Here is a 21712-nt window from a genome sequence, read left to right on the forward strand (position 1 = left end):
CCCTGCAAGGGAGGGGCCGGGGGTGGGTCGCGCCGACAGGCGCGATTGCCGCCAAAGCCCAAGGCTCGCTGCGCTCGCCACCCACCCCTCAATCCCCTCCCTGACAGGGAGGGGAGGAAGATGAGCGACCGCACCTTCCTCGATTGGCCGTTTTTCGACGACAGTCACCGGCGGCTGGCGAATGAACTGGAAACCTGGTGCGCCACCCATCTGACCGACGATCACGGGGCCGATGTCCATTCCTCCTGTCGCGCGCTTGTCCGCAAGCTCGGGCAAGGCGGATGGCTGCGCTATTGCGTGCCGGCGGCCTATGGCGGGGTCCATGAAACGATCGACGTGCGCTCGCTCGCGATCATCCGAGAGACGTTGGCGCGGCATGACGGACTGGCCGATTTCGCCTTCGCCATGCAGGGGCTTGGATCGGGGACGATCAGCCTGTTCGGCTCCGAGGCGCAGAAACAGGCTTACCTCCCGGCCGTCGCCGCGGGCGAGAAGATCGCCGCCTTCGCGCTGACCGAACCCACCTCGGGGTCCGACGTGGCGTCGATGGAAACAGCGGCGCGGGCGGATGGCGGCGGCTTCGTCGTCGATGGCGCCAAGACCTACATCTCCAATGGTAGCATCGCGGATTTCTACGTCCTGTTCGCTCGCACGGGCGAGGCGCCGGGCGCGCGCGGAGTCTCCGCATTCATCGTCGAGGCCGGCACGCCGGGGCTGGACGACAGCGAACGGATCGAAGTGATCGCGCCGCATCCGCTGGCGACGCTGAAATTCGATGCCATGCGCCTGCCCGCCGGCGCGCTGCTCGGCGAGCGTGGCCGGGGCTTCGCACAGGCGATGGCGACGCTGGACGTGTTCCGCACCACGGTCGGCGCGGCGGCCCTCGGCTTCGCGCGCCGCGCGCTGGACGAGGCGACCGAGCGCGCCGCCACCCGCAAATCGATGGGCGCGACGCTGGCCGACAATGCGATCGTGCAGGCGATGCTGGCGGAGATGGTGCTCGACGTCGAAGCCTCCGCCCTCCTCGTCTATCGATCGGCCTGGGTCCGCGACGTCCAGGGCAAGCGCAACAGCCGCGAGGCGGCGCTCGCCAAGCTTCACGCGACCGACAGCGCGCAGCAGGTGATCGACAAGGCCGTGCAGATTTTCGGCGGGCTCGGCGTCACCGTCGGCGTGCCGGTGGAGCGGCTCTATCGCGAGATCCGGGCGCTGCGCATCTATGAGGGGGCATCGGAGGTGCAGAAGGTGGTGATCGCGCGCAATCATCTCAGCGAGTTCGGCCGATGAAGGCGTTGCTACCGCCCGGCTGGTCGCGCCCGAAGGGCTATGCCAACGGCATTTCGGCGAAGGGCCGCGTGATCGTCACCGCCGGCGTGGTCGGCTGGACCGCCGAGGAGAAGTTCGAGGCGACCGACCTGCCCGGCCAGTTCCGGCAGGTGCTGCGCAACACGCTCGCCATCCTCGCCGAGGACGATGCGGGGCCGGAGCATATCGTGCGGATGACCTGGTTCGTCACCGACATCCCCGCCTATCGCGCCAGCCTGAAGGAGATCGGTTCGGCCTATAAGGAGCTGATCGGCAAGAACTTTCCGGCCATGGCCGTGGTGGGCGTCACTGCCCTGGTCGAGCCGCAGGCGATGATCGAAATCGAAACGACGGCGGTGGTGCCCGAATGAACCCGGAAAAGCCGTCATTGCGAGGAGCGAAGCGACGCGGCAATCCAGCGGGCCTCGAAGTCCACTCTGGATTGCTTCGCTCCGCTCGCAATGACGGGAGGAGCACGACATGACTTCGCCATCCATCGATACCTTCATCAAGGACCGGCTGCCGCCGGCGGACCAGCAGCCCGAATTCCTGTTCGACCTGCCCGACCTGCACTATCCCGAGCGGATGAACGCGGCGGTCGAGCTGATCGACACGCAGGATCCGGACGCGCTGGCCGTGGTCAACGATGCGGGAAGCTGGACCTACGGCCAGATGCGCGACCTGTCCGATCGGATCGCACGCCTGCTGGTCGAGCGAGAGGGGCTGATACCGGGCAATCGCGTGTTCCTGCGCGGACCGAACAACGCGATGCTGTTCGCGTCCTGGCTCGGCGTGCTGAAGGCGGGCGGGATCGTGGTGGCGACCATGCCGATGCTGCGCCCCGGCGAGATCGCGACCATCCTGGAGCGCGCCAGGGTCACGCACGCCATCGTCGATTCCCGCTTCCGCGCCGATTTCGACGCGGCGGGCGGCACCGGATCGGTCATCGAATATGACGGCGACAAGGGGATTGCCGGAATCGAGGGCATCGCCCCCGGCTTCACGCCCGCGGACACGCATCGCGACGATGTGGCGCTGATCGCCTTCACTTCGGGCACGACGGGCAATCCGAAGGGCTGCGTCCATTATCACCGCGACATCCTCGCGCCCGCCGACAGTTTCGCGCGCCACATCCTGCAGCCCCGGCCGGGCGACCGCTGGGCCTGTTCGGCGCCGATCGCCTTCACCTTCGGGCTCGGCATGCTGCTGATCTTCCCCTGGCACTTCGGCGGCACGGCCGTGACGATAGAGACGCCGGGGCCCAAGCCGCTGCTCGACGCGATATCGCGGCACAAGGTGACGACGCTCGCCACCGCGCCGACCGCCTACAAGGCGATCATCCCGCTGCTCGCCGAGCACGATATTGCCAGCCTCAGGACCTGCGTTTCCGCCGGCGAGCACCTCCCCGCCGCGACCTGGCATGCCTGGCACGACGCGACGGACATGAAGATCGTCGACGGGATCGGCGCGACCGAGATGATGCACATCTTCATCTCCGCTTCGGGCGACGACATCCGCCCCGGCGCCACCGGCAAGGCCGTACCCGGCTATGTCGCGACCGTGCTGGACAAGGACGATCGGCCGCTGGAGACCGGCACCGGTCGCCTCGCAATCAAGGGCCCGACCGGCTGCCGCTATTTCGACGATCCGCGCCAGGCCAATTATGTCGTCAACGGCTGGAACGTCACCGGCGACACCTACCGCAAGGACGAGGACGGCTATTTCTGGTATCTCGCCCGCTCCGACGACATGATCATTTCGTCCGGCTACAACATCGCCGCGCCGGAGGTGGAGAATGCGCTTCTCGGCCATGCGGCGGTGCAGGAATGCGCGGTGATCGGCTGCCCGTGCGAGGAGCGCGGTCAGAAAGTGAAGGCGTTCGTCGTGCTGGCGCCGGGCTATGCGCCGGACGCGGGCGTCGTCACGGTGCTGCAGGACCATGTGAAGGCCGCGATCGCCCCCTACAAATATCCGCGCGAAGTGGCGTTCGTGGACGCCCTGCCGAAGACCGCGACGGGCAAGCTCCAGCGGTTCGCGCTGAAAGAGTCCTAAGCAGAAAGCGGGATATGGCCAGGCGTCGCGGCCACCCGGTCGAGCCATGCCCGCACCGCCGGGTAATCGGCGAGGACGAAGCCGCCCTCCCCGGCGACATGGGTATAAGCGTAGAGCGCGATGTCGGCGAGGCTGAGACGGCCGCCGACCAGGAAATCGCGCGTCTCGAGATGATCGTCCATCAGCTTCAGCGCCGCCTCGCCCGCCGCGCGCTTGCCCGGAAGCTGGATGCGTTGCGCCTCGGTCCAATTCTCCTTGCCGACCCAGCCGTACCAGAAGCGCAGGGTCGCGACATTGGGCTCGTGATTATATTGTTCGAAGAACATCCAGCGCAGCATGTCGGCGCGGTCGAACCGGTCCTCCGGCACAAGCTGCGTGCCTTCCGCCAGATAGAAGCAGGCGGCGTTGCTCTCCGGGATGAAGCGGTCGCCGACCTGCAGCACGGGGATGCGGCCGTTGGCGTTGACGCTGGCGAGAAAATCCTCGGCCCGCGTCGCGCCCTTCATGATGTCATATTCCCGCCGCTCCAGCGCGAGGCCGAGCAAGGCGGCGGTCAGCCGGATCTTGTAGCAATTTCCCGACGCGGCATATTCGTGGAGGATCAGGGCCGTGCTCATGCCGCCCAATGCGCCTCCTCGCGTGCCAGGTCTTCCCGGTGCCGCAGCCAGGTCCACAGCAACATGGCGGCAACGAACAACCAACCCCAGACATGCCGATACCAGCGGAACCCGTTTTCCGCGACGATCTCGCTGCCGATCAGTTCGTCGAGCAGCGGTCTTTGACCGGGCGAGATGATCGCGAAATGGCGCCACGTCGGCGTTTCAAGATAGGTGACCAGGCCGATCTCGCCCGAAGCCCAAAACGGCAGTTTGAGAAGGCTGAATTCACTATAGGCCCAGCCGATCTTCAGCGGCTGGGGCGCGCGCATCGCGGGGCGCTCCTCCCCCGGCAGATAGGCAATGGCCCCCGATCCGATCTCCGTATAGCGCCGCAACTGCGCGAGGCGCGGATCGTCGGGCAAGGCAGCGATTTCGACGATCCGATAGCTTGTGGCGGCGTTCCATGGCCGGTCCGAAAGCAAGGCAATCGCCGCGAACGCCAGCGCAATCAATGCCAGCAGTGTCCGAGATTTCGCGATCTCTTCCGTCAGTTTCATGGCTCCCCCCCAATCGAGTCTATGTCGTCAGCACGATTTTGCCGACATGATCGCCCGCCTCCATACGGCGATGGGCCTCGGCGGCCTGGCCAAGCGGGAAGGTCTTGTCGATCACCGGCCTGAGCCGCCCATCGGCCACGAGCGGCCAGACCGTCTCGCGCAATTCCTGCGCGACCAGCGATTTGAACTCGACGGAACGCGGCCGCAGCGTCGACCCGGTCAAGACGAGCCGACGCTGCATCAGCTTCACGATGTTCAGCTCGGCCGTCAGCCCGCCCTGGACAGCGATCGAGACGTGGCGCCCCTCCTCCGCCAGGCAATCGAGATTGCGCGGCAGATAGTCGCCGCCCACCATGTCCAGCACGATGTCGACGCCGCGCCCGCCCGTCAGCTCCTTGGCGCGCGCGACGAAGTCCCCGGTCTTGTAGTTGATCGCGCCGTCCGCGCCGAGTTCCAGCGTCCGCGCGCATTTCCCGTCCGATCCGCAGGTGACGAAGACCCGCAATCCGAACAATCCGGCAAGCGCGATCGCCATCGTGCCGATACCGCTGGTGCCGCCATGGACGAGCAGCGTCTCGCCTTCGCGCGCATAAGCCCGCTGGAAGACGTTGGTCCACACGGTGAACAGCGTTTCCGGGATCGCCGCCGCCTCAACCGGGGTCAGCGCGTCGGGCACGGGCAGGCACTGGCCGGCCGGCGCCAGCGCATATTCGGCATAGCCGCCGCCGGCGACCAGCGCGCAGACCAGCTCGCCGACCGCGAACTCCGCGCCCTCCCCCGCCGCGACCACTTCGCCGGCGACTTCGAGGCCAGGGATGGACGGCGCGCCGGGCGGCGGCGGATAGCCGCCCCTGCGCTGGAGCACGTCCGGCCGGTTCACGCCCGCCGCGGCGACCTTCACCAGCACTTCGCCGGGGCCGGGCCTCGGCACCGGGCGGCGTACCAATGTCAGCACCTCCGGCCCGCCGGGCGCGGCAGGATCGATGGCGTTCATTTCATCCGACAGGCCGGTCATGCGGCGAATCCGATTCGTGATTTGATGCCCGGATTTATTGACTTCGCCGCCATGCCGGTCAACGCTTCGGCCATGGACCTCGACGAGCTCTTTCCGGACAAGCCGGACGACCCGTTGAAACTGCTGACGAAGCAGGATCTCGATCCGCTTTCTGTGGACGAGCTGCAGGCCCGCATCGCCGCGCTGGAAGGCGAGATCGCACGGGTGAAGGCGAAGCTCGAAAACGCGGTTAACTTCCGCGCAAGCGCGGATGAGCTATTCAAGAAATGAGGGATCGCGGGCGGCGGCCAGGCGGGACTTTTCCCCAACAGTTTCGCCCCGCCGCTTGATGAAGGGAGAGCGAAGCCCGACATTGGGGGCAAGTGGCCCCGCGGATTCGGCCGCGGGGCGGTAGGAGTATCCGATGCCGTCCTTTGCCCGTGAACTCGAGCAGACCCTTCACAACGCCCTCGCCGAAGCGAGCGGCCGCCGCCACGAATATGCGACGCTCGAGCATCTGCTGCTCGCCCTGATCGAGGACGTCCATGCCGGGCGCGTCATGGAAGCCTGCGGCGTCGACACCGACGAGCTGCGCGATCAGGTCCGCCACTATCTCGACAACGAGCTGGAGGCGCTGAAAGTCACTGCCGACACCGATCCTTCGCCCACCAGCGGCTTCCAGCGCGTCGTCCAGCGCGCCATCCTCCACGTCCAGTCCTCGGGCCGCGACGAAGTGACCGGCGCCAACGTGCTGGTCGCCCTCTTCTCCGAACGGGAAAGCTACGCCGTCTATTTCCTGCAGCAGCAGGACATGAGCCGGCTCGACGCCGTCACCTACATCAGCCACGGTGTCGGCAAGGGCGAGGCGACGACGCAGCCGACCGAGGCGAAAAGCACCGAGGAGCCCAAGCAGGAGGAAGGCAAGAAGAAACCCGAATCCGCGCTGAAGCAGTTCACGATCAATCTCAACGACAAGGCCGAGGAGGGCCGGGTCGATCCGCTGATCGGCCGCGGGCCGGAGGTGGACCGGACCGTCCAGATCCTGTGCCGCCGTTCCAAGAACAATCCGCTCTATGTGGGCGATCCGGGCGTCGGCAAGACGGCGATCGCCGAAGGCCTGGCGCGCAAGATCGTCGAGGGCGACGTGCCGGACGTGCTGAAGCCAGCCGTCATCTATTCGCTCGACATGGGCGCACTGCTCGCCGGCACGCGCTATCGCGGCGATTTCGAAGAGCGGCTGAAAGCAGTGGTGAACGAGCTGGAGAAGCTCCCTCACGCCATCCTGTTCATCGACGAGATCCACACCGTGATCGGCGCCGGCGCCACGTCCGGCGGCGCGATGGACGCCTCGAACCTGCTCAAGCCGGCCTTGTCGGGCGGCACGATCCGCTGCATCGGCTCCACCACCTACAAGGAGTTCCGCAACCATTTCGAGAAGGACCGTGCCCTTCTCCGCCGTTTCCAGAAGATCGACGTCAACGAGCCGACGATCGAGGACACGGTGAAGATCCTGGCCGGCCTGCGCAGCGCCTTCGAGGAGCATCACGGCGTCAAATACACGCCCGACGCGATCAAGGCGGCGGTGGAGCTGTCCGCGCGCTACATCAATGATCGCAAGCTGCCGGACAAGGCGATCGACGTGATCGACGAGGTCGGCGCGATGCAGATGCTGGTCGTGCCCTCGAAGCGCAAGAAGACGATCACGGTGAAGGAGATCGAAGCAGTCATCTCGACGATCGCACGCATCCCGGCCAAGAGCGTGTCGAGCGACGACAAGAAGGCGCTGGAGCATCTCGACAAGGATCTGAAGCGCGTCGTCTTCGGCCAGGACGAGGCGATCGACCGCCTGTCCGCGGCCATCAAGCTCGCCCGCGCAGGCTTGCGCGACCCCGACAAGCCGATCGGCTCCTACCTCTTCTCCGGCCCGACCGGCGTCGGCAAGACCGAGGTGGCGCGCCAGCTCGCCTCGATCATGGGCATTCCGCTCCAGCGCTTCGACATGAGCGAATATATGGAGCGCCATTCGGTGAGCCGCCTGATCGGCGCCCCGCCGGGCTATGTCGGCTACGATCAGGGCGGCCTGCTCACCGACGCGGTCGACCAGCATCCGCACTCCGTGCTGCTGCTCGACGAGATCGAGAAGGCGCATCCCGACCTGTTCAACATCCTCCTGCAGGTGATGGACAACGGCAAGCTCACCGATCATCACGGCAAGACGGTCGATTTCCGCAACGTCATCCTGATCATGACCACCAATGCCGGCGCGTCCGACATGGCGAGCGAGGGGATCGGCTTCGGCAACATCTCCAAGGAGGATGCCAGCGAGGAGGCCGTGAAGCGGATGTTCTCGCCGGAATTCCGCAATCGGCTCGATGCGATCGTGCCGTTCGGCTACCTGCCGACCGAGGTGGTCGCCCGCGTGGTCGACAAGTTCATCCTGCAGCTCGAGCTCCAGCTCGCCGACCGCGATGTCCATATCGAGCTGGACGAGGAGGCGCGCGCCTGGCTCACCGAGCGCGGCTACGACAAGCTCTACGGCGCGCGGCCGATGGGCCGTCTCGTCCAGGAGAAGATCAAGCAGCCGCTTGCCGAGGAGCTTTTGTTCGGCAAGCTGGTCCATGGCGGCGAGGTGAAGGTCAGGATCAAGGAGGGCGCCCCGGCGTTCGAGATCATTCCCGCGCCGCCCAAGGCTTCGAAGAAAAGGAAGCCCGCCGGCAAGGCGAAAACGCAGGACCAGAGCGAAGCGCAGGGCTGAAACGGAATTCCCGTCGAAAGAAAGGGCCGCCCTATCGAGGGCGGCCTTTTTCTTTGCCGCCAAGAGACGATAGAATGGCGCAACCCAGGATGGAGCCGCGCCATGACCGATCTCACCTTCTACACCAATCCCCAGTCCCGGGGCCGGATCATCCGCTGGATGCTGGAGGAGGTCAGCGTGCCTTACGAGACGGTCGTGCTCGATTACGGCACGACGATGAAAGGCGCCGATTATCTGGCGATCAATCCGATGGGAAAGGTCCCCGCGATCCGGCATCGCGGCACTGTCGTCACCGAAGGCGCGGCGATCTGCGCCTATCTGGCCGACGCCTTTCCAGATGCGGGCCTCGCGCCGCCGCCCGGCGATGCCGCGCGCGGACCCTATTATCGCTGGCTGTTCTTCGCCGCCGGCCCGGTCGAGGCGGCCGTGACCGACAAATCGCTCAAAGCCGAGGTCCAGGACGAACAGCGCGCCTTCGTCGGCTATGGCAGTTTCGATGAAGCGATCGACAATCTGGCGCGCGCCATCACGCCCGGCCCCTATGTCTGCGGCGAGCAATTCACCGCCGCCGACGTCTATGTCGGCGCGCAGATCGGCTGGGGGATGATGTTCGGATCGATTCCGAAACGCCCGGCCTTCGAGGACTATTTCGCTCGGCTCCAGGCCCGCCCGGCGGCGATCCGCGCCAACGAGCTGGACGATATGCTGATGCCCAAGCAGGAGGAGCCGGCATGACCGATCCGAAGCTCACCGCCGCCATCGCGCTGCACGACCGCTTCACGCACGGCCACATGGACCGGCGGGCCTTCATGGCGGAGCTGACCCGGATCGCCGGCTGCGGCGCGGCGGCAACGATGCTGCTGTCCAGCGTCGCGGCCCATGCCCAGGCCGCGCCGGCCATGGCGGCGGACGATCCGCGCATCCGGGGCCGCGATGTCGATTGGGAGGTCGCGCCCGGGCGGCGCTATCGCGGCTACCGGGCATCGCCGGCCGGAGCGGGCGCGAGCACGCCCGTGGTGATCGTCATCCACGAGAATCGCGGCCTGAACGAACATACGCGCGATGTCGCGCGGCGGCTCGCGGTGGCGGGTTATGTGGGGCTGGCGCCGGATTTCCTAAGCCCCGCGGGCGGCACGCCGGCCGACGAGGATCGCGCGCGGGAGATGATCGGCCAGCTCGACATGCCGCAGACGGTCGCCGATGGCGTCGCGACCATTCGCATGGCTAAGGTCGTGGATAGCGGCCCGCGCAAGGTGGGGATTGTCGGCTTCTGCTGGGGCGGCGCGATGGTGAACCGGCTGGCGGTGGCGTCCGGCGACGCACTCGATGCCGGCGTCTCCTTCTACGGCCCCGCGCCCGATCCGGCGGAAGCCGCGCGCGTCCATGCCGCGATGCTGGTCATCCTTGCCGGGCTCGACGCGCGCGTAAACGCGACCGGCGAACCCTGGATCGCCGCCCTGCGCGCCGCCGGCAAGGGCGACGGCATCACCTATCCGGACGTCAACCACGCCTTCCACAACGACACATCGGAAGCGCGCTACAATCGCGATGCGGCCGAGGCCGCCTGGGCGGCGACATTGGCGCATTTCGCGCGCCATCTCGGCACATAGGCCAGCGTCCGCCCCGCGCGAAGCGGAGCGGGCGCGTCGGGCGGCTGAGGGGCTCAGCGGCTGCCGCGGGATCGGGAAGGCGTCGGCGCCGGCGGGTTCGCGGCGTTCCAGCGCCGACGGGCGGGATTGTGTGCCGTTTCACCCGGATTGGCGGCGTTCCAGCGCCGACGGGCCGTGCTGTGCGACGGCTCTTTCGGATTGGCCGCGTTCCAGCGGCGGCGAGCCGTGCTGCGGTCGCGCTCGCCTCGCTCCGGCCGCTCGACTCTGGGCCGGATGGGTTGCAGCCGGGTTCCGGTCAGGACTTCGTCACGCACGCTGCCACCGCGCAAGTCGCCGCCGCGCACCGCGTCGGGATTGCGCGCCGTTGCGGCCGTACGGCCCGCGTCCATACGCTGATCGACGCGCGGGGCGCCGACCGTGCCTCCCGCTTCGCCGCGTTGCGCCGATACCGCCGCCGACGCGCACAACGCGGCGGCGAGGCCGATCATGGTGATGATTCTCATGTCGCTCTCCTTCACAATCGAGGGAGAGGGCGGCCGCCGCTCCCGAAACCCTAACGCGGCGGCCCGGAAAACCCTTCGGCGGATCAGTCGCGCCGCAATCGGCGCATGCGTTCGCGGCGCTCCTGCAGCCGCTGCGTCCGCTCGATCTGGGCCTGGCGCGCGGCGCGCAGCCGTTCGGCCCGCTCGATCCGCTCCCGCCGCAAGCGCAGCTGCTCGTCCGCGACAGGCGACGGAGTGCGAAGCTCGGGCGTTGCGACGCGAGCCGGCTGCTCCTCGCGAAGGACGGGTGGTGGCGCGGCGATCTCGATGCGCGGGAGGACAGGGATTTCGGACCGCACCAGTGGCGGTTCGGGAGATGCCGTGGCCGGCGCCTGCACATCCGTCGCGGGCGGCTCCGGCGGCGGCGCTTCGCGCGAAGCCTGCGGTGTGGCGACGGAAGGCGGCGCTTCCGGCAAAGGCGTCAAAACGGGCGGCGGCACCGAAACGGGCGGCGGAGCGGCAGGTACGGGAGGTGCGCTCGGCGCGGCCGGCGCGCGTTCGATAAAGGGCAGCCGGGTCAGCACCGCCTCCACCAGCGGCAGCCCGTCGAGCTTCACGCCGGCCAGGGTCGCGGCCACCGCGCCGGTGACTGCAAGCCCGAACGCCACGCCCCCGGCGAGCAGCGGACGGCGCAGCCACGCCCCGCGCCGGTCGCGTCGCGGCAGGCCTGCGGCACGGCGGGCCTGCGCCGCGCGCGGTTCCTGCGGCAGCGCCAGCGCGGCGGCGACCGCGCGGGCGGCCAGATCGGCCGGCGGCGACGGCGGCGCATATTCGGCGAGCAGCGCGTCGAGGGCATGATCGGTCATTCGCGCGCTCCTTCGTCCAGCAACCCCCGGTCCGCCAGCGACCGGGCCAGCGCCTGGCGCGCACGGACCAGCAGCGATTCGAGCGCCTTGACTCCGATGCCCAGAATTGCCGCCGCCTCGGCGTTCGACACACCCTCATGGTAAGTGAGCACGATCGCAGCGCGATGACGGTCGGGCAACGCCTGGATCGAAGCCGCGATCGCCTCGCCCCGCCGTGTCGCGTCGAGCGTGACGTCCGCCGGCGGCGCCTCGTCTGCGCGCTCGGGCAGCCCTTCGTCACCGACAAAGCGGGGGCGGCGCAGCCGATCCAGGCAGGCATTGGTGGAAATCCGCCTGAGCCAGCCGCCCAGGCCCCCGCCCGCCGGCGTCCAGCCCCTGGCGTTGACCCACAATTTGACGAACGTCTCCTGCACCACGTCTTCCGCTTCCGTCGCATCGCCCAGCACCCGCCAGGCGATCGCATGGACCATCGCCGTGTGCCGGGCCACCAGCAGTTCGAACGCCGGGGCATCGCCCGCCGCGACGCGGGTCATCAGCGCGCGCTCGTCCGTGTCGCGGCCGGCGCGCACGGATTTCTCGTTCGCCTCTATGCCCAAATTCAGCACATTTCCGTTCCCGCGGCTGAAGGCCTAACGCGGATACGCCGAATTTCCTTCGAAGGGTTTTACCGCGCCCGCCGTTAAGGGAGAAGAGTGGGAGGGGGCCATGTCACCACGCCATCTGATCTGGGCACTTGCCCTGTGGCCGGCTGGCGCGTCGGCAAGCGACTGGTCGCTGTCGCTGAGCGGCGGCATCGCGACCGTCGCAGGCGAAGGCGGGCAGCCTTTCGCTTCCGCCACGATCTACCGTTATGTCGGCGCCGGTTTCGTCCGCGCCGGCGCGACCTGGTTCGACGGCGAAGGCGATCCGGATGTCGCCGAGCCGCTGCCTGCCCAGACCCGCCAGGTCACTTTCGGCGGCGGCTATCAGGCCGGACGCATCTTGCTCGACGCCTATGTGACGCTGGGCAGCCGCGATTTCACGCCGCCCGGCCCCGACCGGACGAACGGGCGCATCGTCCGCGCCGAGACCGACGGCGGCCTGTTCACCCTCGGCGGCTCGGTCACGCTGGACGCGCCGGTCGGCGACAGGTGGCTGGTCGCGCCGTTCCTGTCGCTGAGCTACAGCGAAGTGGACACGGCGCGCACGCTTGTACCACAGGCCGGCGATCCCGTGATCGTGAAAAGTCGGGAAAGCGGGCTGACCGGTATCGCCGGCCTCTCGGCGGAACGGCTCTGGGAAGGCGGCAGCCTCGGCGTTTATCTGGCTGGCGCCGCGACCTCGAACCGCGCCTCGATCAACCGGCAGGGAAGCGGGCTGCTCGCCGCGCGCACACCGCAATTGATCCGGGCCGAGGATGAGAAGGACGGTTGGGTCGAATATGGCCTGTCCGGCTCGATCCGTCTGTCCGATGCCCTCACGCTGGACGCGGCGCTGGTGCGCACCGCCGGCTTCAGCCGAGGCGAGACGACGTCCGCTTCGGCGGGCATCGGCATCCGGTTCTGACGCTCATGCAAAAAGGCCCGGCGCTTCCGCCGGGCCTTCCCGTTTCGCGTCTCGGTCGCCGACTATTCGCGGCCGCCGAGGAACTGCAGCAGGAAAGTGAACATGTTGACGAAGTCGAGATAGAGCGACAGCGCCCCCATGATCACCGTCTTGCCGATCATGTCCGTGCCCGCGACATAGGCGTACATGCTCTTGATCCGCTGCGTGTCATAAGCGGTGAGGCCCGCGAACACGAGAACGCCGATCGCGCTGATCGCGAGCTGGAGGGCCGAGGATTGCAGCCACAGGTTGAACAGCAAGGCGACGATGATGCCGACCACGCCCATGATCAGGAACGTGCCGAAGCCGCTGAGATCGCGCTTCGTCGTGTAGCCGTAGAGGCTGAGGCTGACGAATGCCGCAGCGGTCGCGAAGAAGGTGGTCGCGATCGACGTGCCGGTGAAGACCAGGAAGATCGACGACATCGACAGGCCCATCACGACGGCGAAGGCCCAGAACAGGGCCTGCGCGGCGCCGGTCGACAGCCGGTTGATGCCGAAGCTCAGCACCATCACGAACGCCAGCGGCGAGAGCATGATGACCCAGCGAAGCGGCGTCACGAGAACCTGTTCCGCGAAACCGGAGCTTGCGAACAGCAAAGCGACGATACCGGTGAGCAGCACGCCGCTGGCCATGTAATTGTAGACCGACAGCATGTAGGAGCGAAGACCGGCGTCGAACGCGACATCGCGCGTTCCGGCCGTTGCCTGCGCCGGCCCGCCATATTGCGGGTCAGACCAATTCGCCATTTTCAAACTCCTTGTTTCCGGTCGAATATCAAACACGGCCAATATCGGGAGATTCCGGCCTCCTTTCAAGCAAAACCGGTCCCGGAAGGCGTGATGCGCCGTTCCAAATCCTGTGATTCTTGCCGAAAGCTTTGATATCGAGCCTGTCATGCAGCGCTTGTTCGTCGCCATCCGCCCCCCGTCCGATATCCGCGCGATCCTGCTCGCCGCGATGGGCGGAATCAGCGCCGCGCGCTGGCAAAGCGACGCCCAGCTCCATCTCACCTTGCGCTTCATCGGGGAGGTCGACCGCCATCTCGCGAGCGATGTCCGCGCCGCACTGGCCAGCGTCCATCATCCCGGTTTCGAGATCGCGCTCGACGGGGTCGGCGCGTTCGAGAAGCGCGGTCGCGTCGATGCTGTCTGGGCCGGCGTGACCCCGCACGCGCCGCTGCGGGCGCTGCACAAGAAAATCGATCAGGCGCTGCTCCGGGTGGGAGTGGAGCCGGACCGACGCGCCTATCTGCCGCATATCACATTGGCCCGTCTGAGCCGCCACGCCGGTTCCGTGGGCGGTTTCGTCGGGCTGTCGGGCGGCCTGTCCAGCACGTCTTTTCGTATCGACGGATTCGCTCTCTTCGAAAGCCAGCTGGCGCCCGAAGGCGCCGTCTATGGCGAAACCGCGCGCTATTCGCTCGATTGATCCTTGCGCAGCCGGCGCCACAGCAGGAAGGAATAGGTAACCGGGACCAATATGGTCAGCGCGATCACGGCCATGAACACCGGCACGGTGATGGAGGGCGGCGCGCCGGTCACGGCGAGCACGAGCAGCAGCAGCCCGGAAGCGACCATCAACCAGCCGCCCAGCCTGTGCGTGCGGATCCACACCTCCTCATTGGCCAGCGTCCAGGGTGTACGGATGCCGACCATGAACATGCGCCGCGACTTGCCGAGTTGATTGCCGATCAGCAGGAAGAGGATGCCGATGCCGCCGGTCAGAAGCTGGGGGACCGCCACGGGCCGGTCCAGCGCGACACCAAGGATCGCGACATAGGCCAAGCCCAGCACGAACAATGTGCCAAGCCAGCTCGCCAGATAAAGGCCCTGGCTGCGCTCCAGCCCTCTCTTCTTGGGCTCCAGCGCCGGCAGGAAATAGAGTAGCAACGACACGCCGGCGGTCATACCCGGCAGCATCAACAACGCCTCCCATTTGCCGGCGAAGCGATCCGCCTCTCCCGCGATGTTCCAGTGCACCGGCAGCAGCGCATCGTCGGGCAGACGCAGTCCCACCCACAAGCCGGCCGCCAGCATCGTCAGCACCACGATCGCCGAAGCGATCCCCATCGTCTTGCGCGTCATGCCCCCTCTCCCCTTCCCACCTTTTCGGCACGGCCGCCGAAGCGGCCCATGAAACCCATCACGGCTTCCTCCAGCACCGACATGTTGATCGAATAGACGATGCTGGTGCCATGCTGGTCGGCATGGATCAGCCCCGCCTCCCTGAGCTTGGCGAAATGGCCCGACATGGTCGGCTTGGAAACGTCGAATGCCTCCGCGATCTCGCCGGCCGTTTTCGAGCCGCTCTTCAGCATTTCGAGGATCGCGCGGCGCGTCGGATGCGCCAGCGCCTCGAAAACCGTGTTCACCGCGCCGCCCGTACGAAATCCGCGATCGCGTCCGCTACGCCGGGCGCAAGCGGCAGGTCGGGGTCACCATAGGTGGCGAGATTGACGCCGCGATCGTCCGAGCCCACCGCCTTCAGCACATGATTGACCTCCGGCAGGATGACGAGCCTCGCCGCGGGATTCGCCTCGACGAGGCGTCGCGCATCGGCATCGCCGACCTGAATGTCGCGCCCGCCGTGCAGGATCAGGATCGGCCGCTCCGATCGCGCCGCTAGCGCAGCGGGATCATAGGAGAAGAGGCTGATCAGGAACCCCTGAATCTGCGGTGAGAACAGGCCCTGCAGCGCGGGATGAAAGCCGGAGGGATCCACTCGCTCTCCCCGCTCAAGCCGGTCGATCGCCGGCAGCGCGTCCTCGAGCAAGGGCGCGTTGGCCGGGTTGGCGCGAAGTTGTTCGCGCAACACTTCGGCCAGCGGGCGGCCCGGTGCGGCGACGAGCAGCAGCCCGCACAGCCCTTCGCCCGCATCCTGCGCCGCTGCCAGCGCGACCAGCGCGCCTTCGCTGTGGCCCAGCAGCCAGGCGCAAGACGCACCGGTACGGCTCCTAGCCGCGGCAATCCATGCCTGCATGTCCGCCGCATAATCCGCCACGGTCACGGCATTGGCGTCCGCCAAAGCGGCAGCGCTGCCGAACAGGCCGCGCTTGTCGATCCGGATCGTCGCGACGCCGCGCTCGGCCAGCGCCTCCGCGAGCAGGCGATAGGGCGCGGCGCGCACGCCCATCGGATTGTTGCCGTCCCGGTCCGTCGGCCCGGACCCGGGGATGATCAGCACTACGGGGGCGTTCGCGCCGTCCGCTGGCGCCAGCATCGTCCCCGCCAGCGTGCCCGACGGCCCCTGAACGTCGATCGCGGCTTCCACCGGCGTCATGCCCAGGCTCGCGGCCAACAGGATCTCGATCCCACTCATTTTCGCCTCCTCGCGGTTATTTCGTTATTTAGGCAATAACCAAAACAATGCGCGCGAGTCAAGCCGCGATCATGGCCGAGAGCGAAGACCATGGACAAGACCGCGCACGCCCGCGCCAATGTCATTCCAGGCCGCGTCGAAATCCGCATCGTCGCCATAATAGGGATCGGCGACCGCCTCTCCCGCCCGATCCGCATGGTCGAGCAGGAGGGAAATCCGGGCCTGCGAATCGCGCGGGCGCAGCGCCAGAAGATCGCTCAGATTGTAACTGTCGAGCGCGACGATGTGATCGAACCTGTCGAAATCGCCGCGCGTCACCTGCCGGGCACGAAGGTGGGTGATGTCGGCTCCGTGGCGCGCCGCGACGGCGCGGGCCCTCGGATCGGGCGGATGGCCGACATGCCAATCGCCGGTGCCGGCGGAATCCGCTTCGACATCCAGGCCCAGCCGCTCAGCCTCGACGCGAAAAGCCGCTTCGGCGAGCGGGGATCGGCAGATATTGCCGAGGCAGACGAAAAGGACTGAGACCGTCATCGCATCCCCGCTGTTGCCAATGCGCTCCGCTCTGCTAGCCCTAAGCGATAACCGCGACAACGGAGAGGTGGATGGCGACGGACGTTTCAGGCGGGGCCGCCGCATCCGACACCCGCGGCAGCGAATCCTATGCCCGCTATGTGCTCGGTACCCTCGTGCTCGTCTATGTCCTGAATTTCGTCGATCGCCAGATTCTCTCGATCCTGGCGGAGGACATCAAGGCCGATCTCGGCCTCAGCGACGCCGATATCGGTTTTCTCTACGGCACGGCCTTCGGCGTCTTCTATGCGCTGTTCGGCATTCCGCTCGGGCGGCTGGCGGATAGCTGGAACCGGGTGAAATTGATGGCGGGCGGCCTTGCTCTCTGGTCGGCGGCGACCGCTTTGTCCGGCTTCGCCAAGACCGGCGCGATGCTCACCACCACACGCGTCGGCGTCGGCGTCGGCGAGGCGACGGCGAGCCCGTGCGCCTATTCGCTGATTTCGGATTATTTCCCGAAGGAGAAGCGTGCCACCGCGCTCGCCATCTATTCTTCCGGCCTCTATATCGGCGGCGGCCTGTCGCTCTTCATCGGCGGCGCCATCGTCCAGAACTGGAATAACGCCTATCCGGGCGGCGGCCCGCTCGGCCTGGTCGGCTGGCAAGCGGCCTTCCTCGCGGTCGGCCTGCCGGGTCTCCTGCTCGCTATGTGGGTGGCGACGTTGCGCGAGCCATTGCGCGGCCAATCGGAAGGCATCGTCACCCCGCCTCCGGCGCGACCGTTTCACGGTTTCTTCCAGGAATTGCTGACAGTCATTCCGCCGCTGACCCTGATTGGCGCGGCGAGACGGGGTGTCGTCCCATTCGCCGTCAACATCGCCGTGGCGGCGCTGCTGGCCGCAGGCGCGGCGGGCCTCATCGCGCTGACCGGCGATTATGCACAGTGGATCGCGATCGCGCTGGGCTTCTACGCGATCTTCTCCTGGGCGACGGCGCTGCGGCTGCGCGACGCGCCGACTTTCCAGCTCATCTGGGGATCGCCGGCCTTCCTGTGCACCGTGCTCGGCTACGGCCTCATCGCGTTCCTCGCATATTCGGCGAGCTTCTGGTCGGCACCCTATGCGCTGCGCATGCTCGGCGCCGATCCTGCCATTGCGGGCTTCATCATCGGCGGGTCCGGCGCGGCCGGCGGCTTTCTCGGCGTGGTGCTGGGCGGACGGCTCGCCGATCGGCTGCGGCGTACCAATCCGGCCGGCCGGGTGATCGTCATCGCCTGCGGTCTGCTTCTGCCGCTGCCGCTTATCGTCGCGGCCTTCACCGCGCGCGATCTCACTTTCTTCTACCTGCTTCAATTGCCGATGACGGCGCTGTCCAGCATGGCGCTGGGTGCCGCCGCCGCGACCACGCAGGATCTCGTCCTGCCGCGCATGCGCGGCACGGCGACGGCCACCTTTTTCCTCGGCACGACTTTGATCGGCCTTGCCCTCGGCCCTTATCTGGCCGGCCGGCTTTCGATTGCGTTTGGCGATCTCGGCCTCGGCATGGTCGCCTTGATCGCGGTCGTGCCGTTCTCGCTCGCGGCCTTGCTCTATCTTTATCGGTCGCTGCCCGCGGCCGAAGCCACCGCGATCGAGCGCGCCCGCGCGGCCGGCGAACCGGTCTGACGGCCGTCGCTGCGGCCTAACCGATCACGCCGCAGGCGATCCGCGCGCCGCTATTGCCGCTCGGATCGGTTCGATAATCGTCGGGATCGGCATGAACGATCACGGCCGCGCCATCTTCGTCCATGACCGGATTGCCGGCGCCGCGCAGAGTCGCGCCCGTGATGTCGAACGAAATCGCGCCCGATCCGTCGGCGGCAACGACAAGATTGGGCAGGTCGCCCATATGCGCGCCCTGCGGATTGTCGCGGCCATGCCGGTGATCGGTCGGATTCCAGTGGCCACCGGCGCTGGCGAAATCGGGCGCGTCGCAGCGGCCGGTCATATGGACATGCGCGCCATAGGTGCCTGCGGGAAGTCCGGCCGCGTCGATGCGAACGCGTACCGCATCGCCGGTTTGTTCGAGCGTCGCCCGCGCCAAGGTCTCGCCATTGATGTCGCGAAGATCGGCGCTCAGCCCTTCGACGGTCTCGACAACATTATTTGCCTGCACGGCTGCCTCATTCTCATAGAGCGGCTCCGAGGAGCATCCGGCCATCATCGCCACGCTCGCCACCAGTCCGCTCCCAAATCGACAATTCATCACATTCTCCCCTTAAGCCTGTGATGTGAACCAACGATGCGCCGCCGGGTTGCCGCCGCTGTGCGTCAACCGCGCGGCGGCTTGCCGATGCCATGCCACGCAAGACCGGCGGCCTCGACTTCCTCCGGCGGATAGACGCTGCGCAGGTCGACGAGGATGGGTGCGGCCATTGCGCCCGCCAGACGCTTCAGGTCGAGCGCGCGCAGCACGTCCCATTCGGTGACCAGCACGACGGCATCGACACCCGCCGCGGCCTCATAAGGATCGCCGCACAAATGCACATTGGGCATCAGCGGCCGGGCCTGCTCCATGCCCTCGGGATCGAAGCCGCGCACCTGCACTCCGGCATCTTGCAGCGCCTGGACGATCGCGATGGACGGCGCCTCGCGCATGTCGTCGGTGTTCGGCTTGAAGGTGAGGCCGAGCAGCGCGACGGTCTTGCCGCGCGCGTTGTCGCCCAGCGCGCGCAGCACCTTGCGACCCATTGCCCGCTTGCGCGCGTCATTGACCTTCACCACCGCCTCTACGATCCGCAACGGCGCGTGATTGTCCTCGGCGGTCTTCAGGAGCGCGAGAGTGTCCTTGGGGAAGCACGAGCCGCCATAGCCGGGTCCTGCGTGCAGGAACTTGGCGCCGATCCGGCCGTCCAGACCGATGCCCCGCGCCACATCTTGCACGTCGCCGCCCACGATCTCACACAAATCGGCGATCTCGTTGATGAAGGTGATCTTGGTCGCCAGGAAGGCGTTGGCGGCATATTTGATCAATTCGGCACTGCGCCGCGAAGTGATCAGCAGTGGCGCCTTGTTGAGATAGAGAGGCCGGTAGATTTCGCGCATGATCTCGGCCGCGCGCGCATCCTCGGCGCCGATCACGATCCGGTCCGGGCGCTTGAAATCCTCGATCGCCGCGCCCTCGCGCAGGAATTCGGGATTGGAAACGACCCAGGCGGTCACTTCCGGCGCGGCCTCGCGCACAATCCGTTCGACCTCGTCGCCGGTGCCGACCGGCACAGTCGATTTGGTTACGATCACGGCGGAGCCGGTCATTGCCTCGGCAATCTCGCGCGCGGCACCGTGGACATAGCTGAGATCGGCATGGCCGTCACCGCGCCGCGACGGTGTGCCGACGGCGATGAAAATGGCATCGACGCCCGCAACGGCCGCCGAAAGGTTCGTGGTGAAGGAAAGCCGGCCGCCGGCAGTATTGCGCGCGACGAGCTGGTCCAGCCCAGGTTCGAAGATCGGCATCACGCCGCGTTCGAGTGCCTCGATCTTGCCTTCGTCCTTGTCGACGCAAACGACCTTGTGGCCGAAATCCGAAAAGCAGGCGCCGGAAACCAGGCCGACATAGCCGGTTCCGATGATCGCGATGCGCATTGCGTCTCCTTGTGGACATGATTTGGCGCGGCGTTACCAGAGCCGGCACGGCGTGAACAAGGCGGCAGATGCTCCAGCTTCCGCCGCCGGTGCGGAATTTAGGGTGGCCGCGATCGCATTCAAAAGAAAAGGGAGCCGGCCCGCAGGCCGACTCCCGATTTCCTTGCGTGCCCGCCGCCGAAGCGGCGGACCACCTTCTTACCAGCCGGAGCCGGGGCCGAAGGTGATTTCCACGCGCCGGTTCTGCGGCTCGCGGACGCCATCGGCCGTCTCGACCAGCGGGCGGCTTTCGCCGAACGCTTCGGTCGACTGCGCGGACCGCGGCACGCCGCGACCCTCGAGATAGCTCGCAACCGAGTCGGCGCGACGCTGAGACAGGCCAACGTTGTAGTCGGCCGGACCCGAACGGTCGGCGTGACCCGCGAGAACCACCCGCGCCTGGCCGGTCTGCTGATAGGCAGCAGCCGCATTGTCCAGGATCGCAGCCGCCTGCGGCGTGATGTCCGACTTATCCCAGTCGAAGAACACGATGAACGGCCCCGGCGTCACCGGCGGAGGCGGCGGAGGCGGCGGAGGCGGCGGAGGCGGCGGGGGCGGCGGCGGAGGCGGAGGCGGAGGCGGCGGCGGGGGCGGCGGCGGAGCGCCGAAGTTGAACGTGATGCCACCCAGCAGACTGTGCGACCGGAACCGCGACTGCGACACGTCGCCAAGGAAGTTCACCGTCTCGAGATCGTTGACGTTGAAGAAGCGATAGCGCAGCGTCACGTCGACATTGTCGCTGATCGCCTGACGCACGCCGGCGACGATCTGCCACGCGAAGCGCGTGTCGGAATCGTCGAGGAAGGCGCCCTGATTGGCGAAGATCCGCTGATTGTTGTAGTCGACGCGCGCGATGCCGACGCCGCCGCCGATGAAGCCGCTCAGGCCCTCATCGTCGCCGAAGTCGATCAGGCCGTTGACCATGAAGCTCAACGCGCTGGTGTTGCCACCGACCGGCGAATAGACGGTCTGCGGGAAAGCTGCGCCGGTCGGGTTGGAGGAGCCCGGCAGGCCGATGGCCGTCTCGACGGCTTCCAGATCCGCCCGCTTGTAGGCAACTTCGGCTTCGATCCGGAAAGAGCCGAGATCGTAGCCCACGAAGAGCGCGCCATCGAAGCCATATTCGTGATCGATTTCGACCTGCGCACTGCCACCCGGAATGCTGGTGGCTCGGCCAAAATCGAACCCGATATCCTCGACGATCATGGCACCAAAATCGCCGCCGACATACCAGGCGCCGTTGCGCGCAAGTGCCGGAGTCGCGATCACGGTGGACGACAGCGCCACAACAATGGCGAGCTTCCGCATAAATCTTCCCCTTTCTTCTGCGTTCCGATCGGGAACGACGATGAACTTCTTACGGTAAGCGGAGTTTGGGCGCAAGCACGGTTCGCCACCTACCTGTTGCTGAA

At 67.1% G+C, this 21712-nt stretch carries 24 protein-coding genes; 10 read left to right on the top strand and 14 right to left on the bottom strand.

Going from position 1 to position 21712, the window contains the following annotated elements:
• Positions 1-120: 120 nt before the first annotated feature.
• The 3 genes from KF780_11520 (at position 121) to KF780_11530 (ending at position 3357) form a co-directional block, all read left to right on the top strand.
• Positions 121-1287, top strand: coding sequence for an acyl-CoA dehydrogenase family protein (locus KF780_11520; protein ID MBX3562426.1), 1167 nt, complete (start codon positions 121-123; stop codon positions 1285-1287).
• Positions 1284-1676 carry a RidA family protein gene (locus KF780_11525; GenBank protein MBX3562427.1) on the top strand — a complete coding sequence of 131 codons (393 nt, stop codon included), beginning with the start codon at positions 1284-1286 and terminating at the stop codon, positions 1674-1676. The genes KF780_11520 and KF780_11525 overlap by 4 nt, the downstream gene beginning before the upstream one ends.
• A 109-nt stretch (positions 1677-1785) precedes the next feature.
• Positions 1786-3357, top strand: a complete 1572-nt coding sequence (locus tag KF780_11530) for an AMP-binding protein (protein MBX3562428.1) — start codon at positions 1786-1788, stop codon at positions 3355-3357.
• Here KF780_11530 and KF780_11535 read toward each other — a convergent pair.
• From KF780_11535 to KF780_11545, 3 genes are read right to left on the bottom strand one after another with little or no spacing between them, the layout of a single operon-like run.
• Positions 3354-3974 carry a glutathione S-transferase family protein gene (locus KF780_11535; protein MBX3562429.1) on the bottom strand — a complete coding sequence of 207 codons (621 nt, stop codon included), beginning with the start codon at positions 3972-3974 and terminating at the stop codon, positions 3354-3356. The genes KF780_11530 and KF780_11535 overlap by 4 nt on opposite strands.
• Complete coding sequence (locus tag KF780_11540; GenBank protein ID MBX3562430.1) at positions 3971-4513, bottom strand: hypothetical protein; 543 nt, start codon at positions 4511-4513, stop codon at positions 3971-3973. Before KF780_11540 ends, KF780_11535 begins: the two co-directional genes overlap by 4 nt.
• 19 nt (positions 4514-4532) lie before the next feature.
• Positions 4533-5528: an NAD(P)H-quinone oxidoreductase gene (locus KF780_11545; GenBank protein MBX3562431.1), complete on the bottom strand. Its 996-nt coding sequence runs from the start codon at positions 5526-5528 to the stop codon at positions 4533-4535.
• Positions 5529-5600: 72 nt separating this feature from the next.
• On the opposite strand from KF780_11545, the gene KF780_11550 reads away from it, so the two are divergent.
• The 4 genes from KF780_11550 (at position 5601) to KF780_11565 (ending at position 9872) form a co-directional block, all read left to right on the top strand.
• Positions 5601-5798 (top strand): DUF1192 domain-containing protein, encoded by a 198-nt coding sequence (locus KF780_11550; GenBank protein ID MBX3562432.1) that lies wholly within the window; start codon positions 5601-5603, stop codon positions 5796-5798.
• 133 nt (positions 5799-5931) lie between these two features.
• On the top strand, positions 5932-8262 hold the full coding sequence (gene clpA, locus KF780_11555; protein ID MBX3562433.1) for an ATP-dependent Clp protease ATP-binding subunit ClpA: 2331 nt from the start codon (positions 5932-5934) through the stop codon (positions 8260-8262).
• A 102-nt stretch (positions 8263-8364) separates the two neighbouring features.
• The gene (locus tag KF780_11560) at positions 8365-8997 is read left to right on the top strand and encodes a glutathione S-transferase family protein (GenBank protein MBX3562434.1); all 633 of its coding nucleotides are present in this window, start codon (positions 8365-8367) and stop codon (positions 8995-8997) included.
• Positions 8994-9872, top strand: a complete 879-nt coding sequence (locus KF780_11565; GenBank protein MBX3562435.1) for a dienelactone hydrolase family protein — start codon at positions 8994-8996, stop codon at positions 9870-9872. Before KF780_11560 ends, KF780_11565 begins: the two co-directional genes overlap by 4 nt.
• 53 nt (positions 9873-9925) lie before the next feature.
• Here the strand turns inward: KF780_11565 and KF780_11570 are convergent, their stop codons facing one another.
• The 3 genes from KF780_11570 to KF780_11580 form a co-directional block, all read right to left on the bottom strand.
• Positions 9926-10375, bottom strand: a complete 450-nt coding sequence (locus tag KF780_11570) for a hypothetical protein (protein MBX3562436.1) — start codon at positions 10373-10375, stop codon at positions 9926-9928.
• A gap of 83 nt (positions 10376-10458) precedes the next feature.
• Positions 10459-11220: a hypothetical protein gene (locus KF780_11575; GenBank protein ID MBX3562437.1), complete on the bottom strand. Its 762-nt coding sequence runs from the start codon at positions 11218-11220 to the stop codon at positions 10459-10461.
• Positions 11217-11825: a sigma-70 family RNA polymerase sigma factor gene (locus KF780_11580; protein ID MBX3562438.1), complete on the bottom strand. Its 609-nt coding sequence runs from the start codon at positions 11823-11825 to the stop codon at positions 11217-11219. Before KF780_11580 ends, KF780_11575 begins: the two co-directional genes overlap by 4 nt.
• Before the next feature lie 100 nt (positions 11826-11925).
• Here KF780_11580 and KF780_11585 point away from each other — a divergent pair, with 100 nt between their 5' ends.
• Complete coding sequence (locus KF780_11585) at positions 11926-12765, top strand: autotransporter domain-containing protein (GenBank protein ID MBX3562439.1); 840 nt, start codon at positions 11926-11928, stop codon at positions 12763-12765.
• A gap of 62 nt (positions 12766-12827) precedes the next feature.
• On the opposite strand, the gene KF780_11590 is transcribed toward KF780_11585, so the two are convergent.
• Positions 12828-13553, bottom strand: a complete 726-nt coding sequence (locus KF780_11590; GenBank protein ID MBX3562440.1) for a Bax inhibitor-1/YccA family protein — start codon at positions 13551-13553, stop codon at positions 12828-12830.
• 148 nt (positions 13554-13701) lie between these two features.
• Between KF780_11590 and thpR the strand changes: the two genes are divergently transcribed.
• Positions 13702-14235: an RNA 2',3'-cyclic phosphodiesterase gene (thpR, locus tag KF780_11595; GenBank protein MBX3562441.1), complete on the top strand. Its 534-nt coding sequence runs from the start codon at positions 13702-13704 to the stop codon at positions 14233-14235.
• Here the strand turns inward: thpR and KF780_11600 are convergent.
• The 4 genes from KF780_11600 to KF780_11615 form a co-directional block, all read right to left on the bottom strand.
• Entirely contained in the window at positions 14220-14891 is a 672-nt protein-coding gene (locus KF780_11600) for an SdpI family protein (protein MBX3562442.1), read from the bottom strand. The two genes, thpR and KF780_11600, sit on opposite strands and share 16 nt — an antisense overlap.
• A complete protein-coding gene (locus KF780_11605; protein MBX3562443.1) occupies positions 14888-15178 on the bottom strand; it encodes a winged helix-turn-helix transcriptional regulator in 291 nt (96 codons plus the stop codon). Before KF780_11605 ends, KF780_11600 begins: the two co-directional genes overlap by 4 nt.
• Positions 15175-16125 carry an alpha/beta fold hydrolase gene (locus tag KF780_11610; protein ID MBX3562444.1) on the bottom strand — a complete coding sequence of 317 codons (951 nt, stop codon included), beginning with the start codon at positions 16123-16125 and terminating at the stop codon, positions 15175-15177. The genes KF780_11605 and KF780_11610 overlap by 4 nt, the downstream gene beginning before the upstream one ends.
• 69 nt (positions 16126-16194) lie before the next feature.
• Positions 16195-16659 (bottom strand): low molecular weight phosphotyrosine protein phosphatase, encoded by a 465-nt coding sequence (locus tag KF780_11615; protein MBX3562445.1) that lies wholly within the window; start codon positions 16657-16659, stop codon positions 16195-16197.
• Positions 16660-16730: 71 nt separating this feature from the next.
• Here KF780_11615 and KF780_11620 point away from each other — a divergent pair, with 71 nt between their 5' ends.
• On the top strand, positions 16731-18302 hold the full coding sequence (locus KF780_11620) for an MFS transporter (GenBank protein MBX3562446.1): 1572 nt from the start codon (positions 16731-16733) through the stop codon (positions 18300-18302).
• 16 nt (positions 18303-18318) lie between these two features.
• Here the strand turns inward: KF780_11620 and KF780_11625 are convergent, their stop codons facing one another.
• The 3 genes from KF780_11625 to KF780_11635 all read right to left on the bottom strand — a co-directional run bounded on the left by KF780_11625 (position 18319) and on the right by KF780_11635 (position 21608).
• Positions 18319-18840 (bottom strand): superoxide dismutase family protein, encoded by a 522-nt coding sequence (locus KF780_11625; protein ID MBX3562447.1) that lies wholly within the window; start codon positions 18838-18840, stop codon positions 18319-18321.
• Positions 18841-18947: 107 nt separating this feature from the next.
• A complete protein-coding gene (locus KF780_11630) occupies positions 18948-20261 on the bottom strand; it encodes a UDP-glucose/GDP-mannose dehydrogenase family protein (protein ID MBX3562448.1) in 1314 nt (437 codons plus the stop codon).
• A gap of 198 nt (positions 20262-20459) precedes the next feature.
• On the bottom strand, positions 20460-21608 hold the full coding sequence (locus KF780_11635) for an OmpA family protein (GenBank protein MBX3562449.1): 1149 nt from the start codon (positions 21606-21608) through the stop codon (positions 20460-20462).
• Positions 21609-21712 lie beyond the last annotated feature (104 nt).

This window comes from Sphingomonas sp. (assembly GCA_019635535.1).
Lineage (GTDB): Bacteria > Pseudomonadota > Alphaproteobacteria > Sphingomonadales > Sphingomonadaceae > Allosphingosinicella.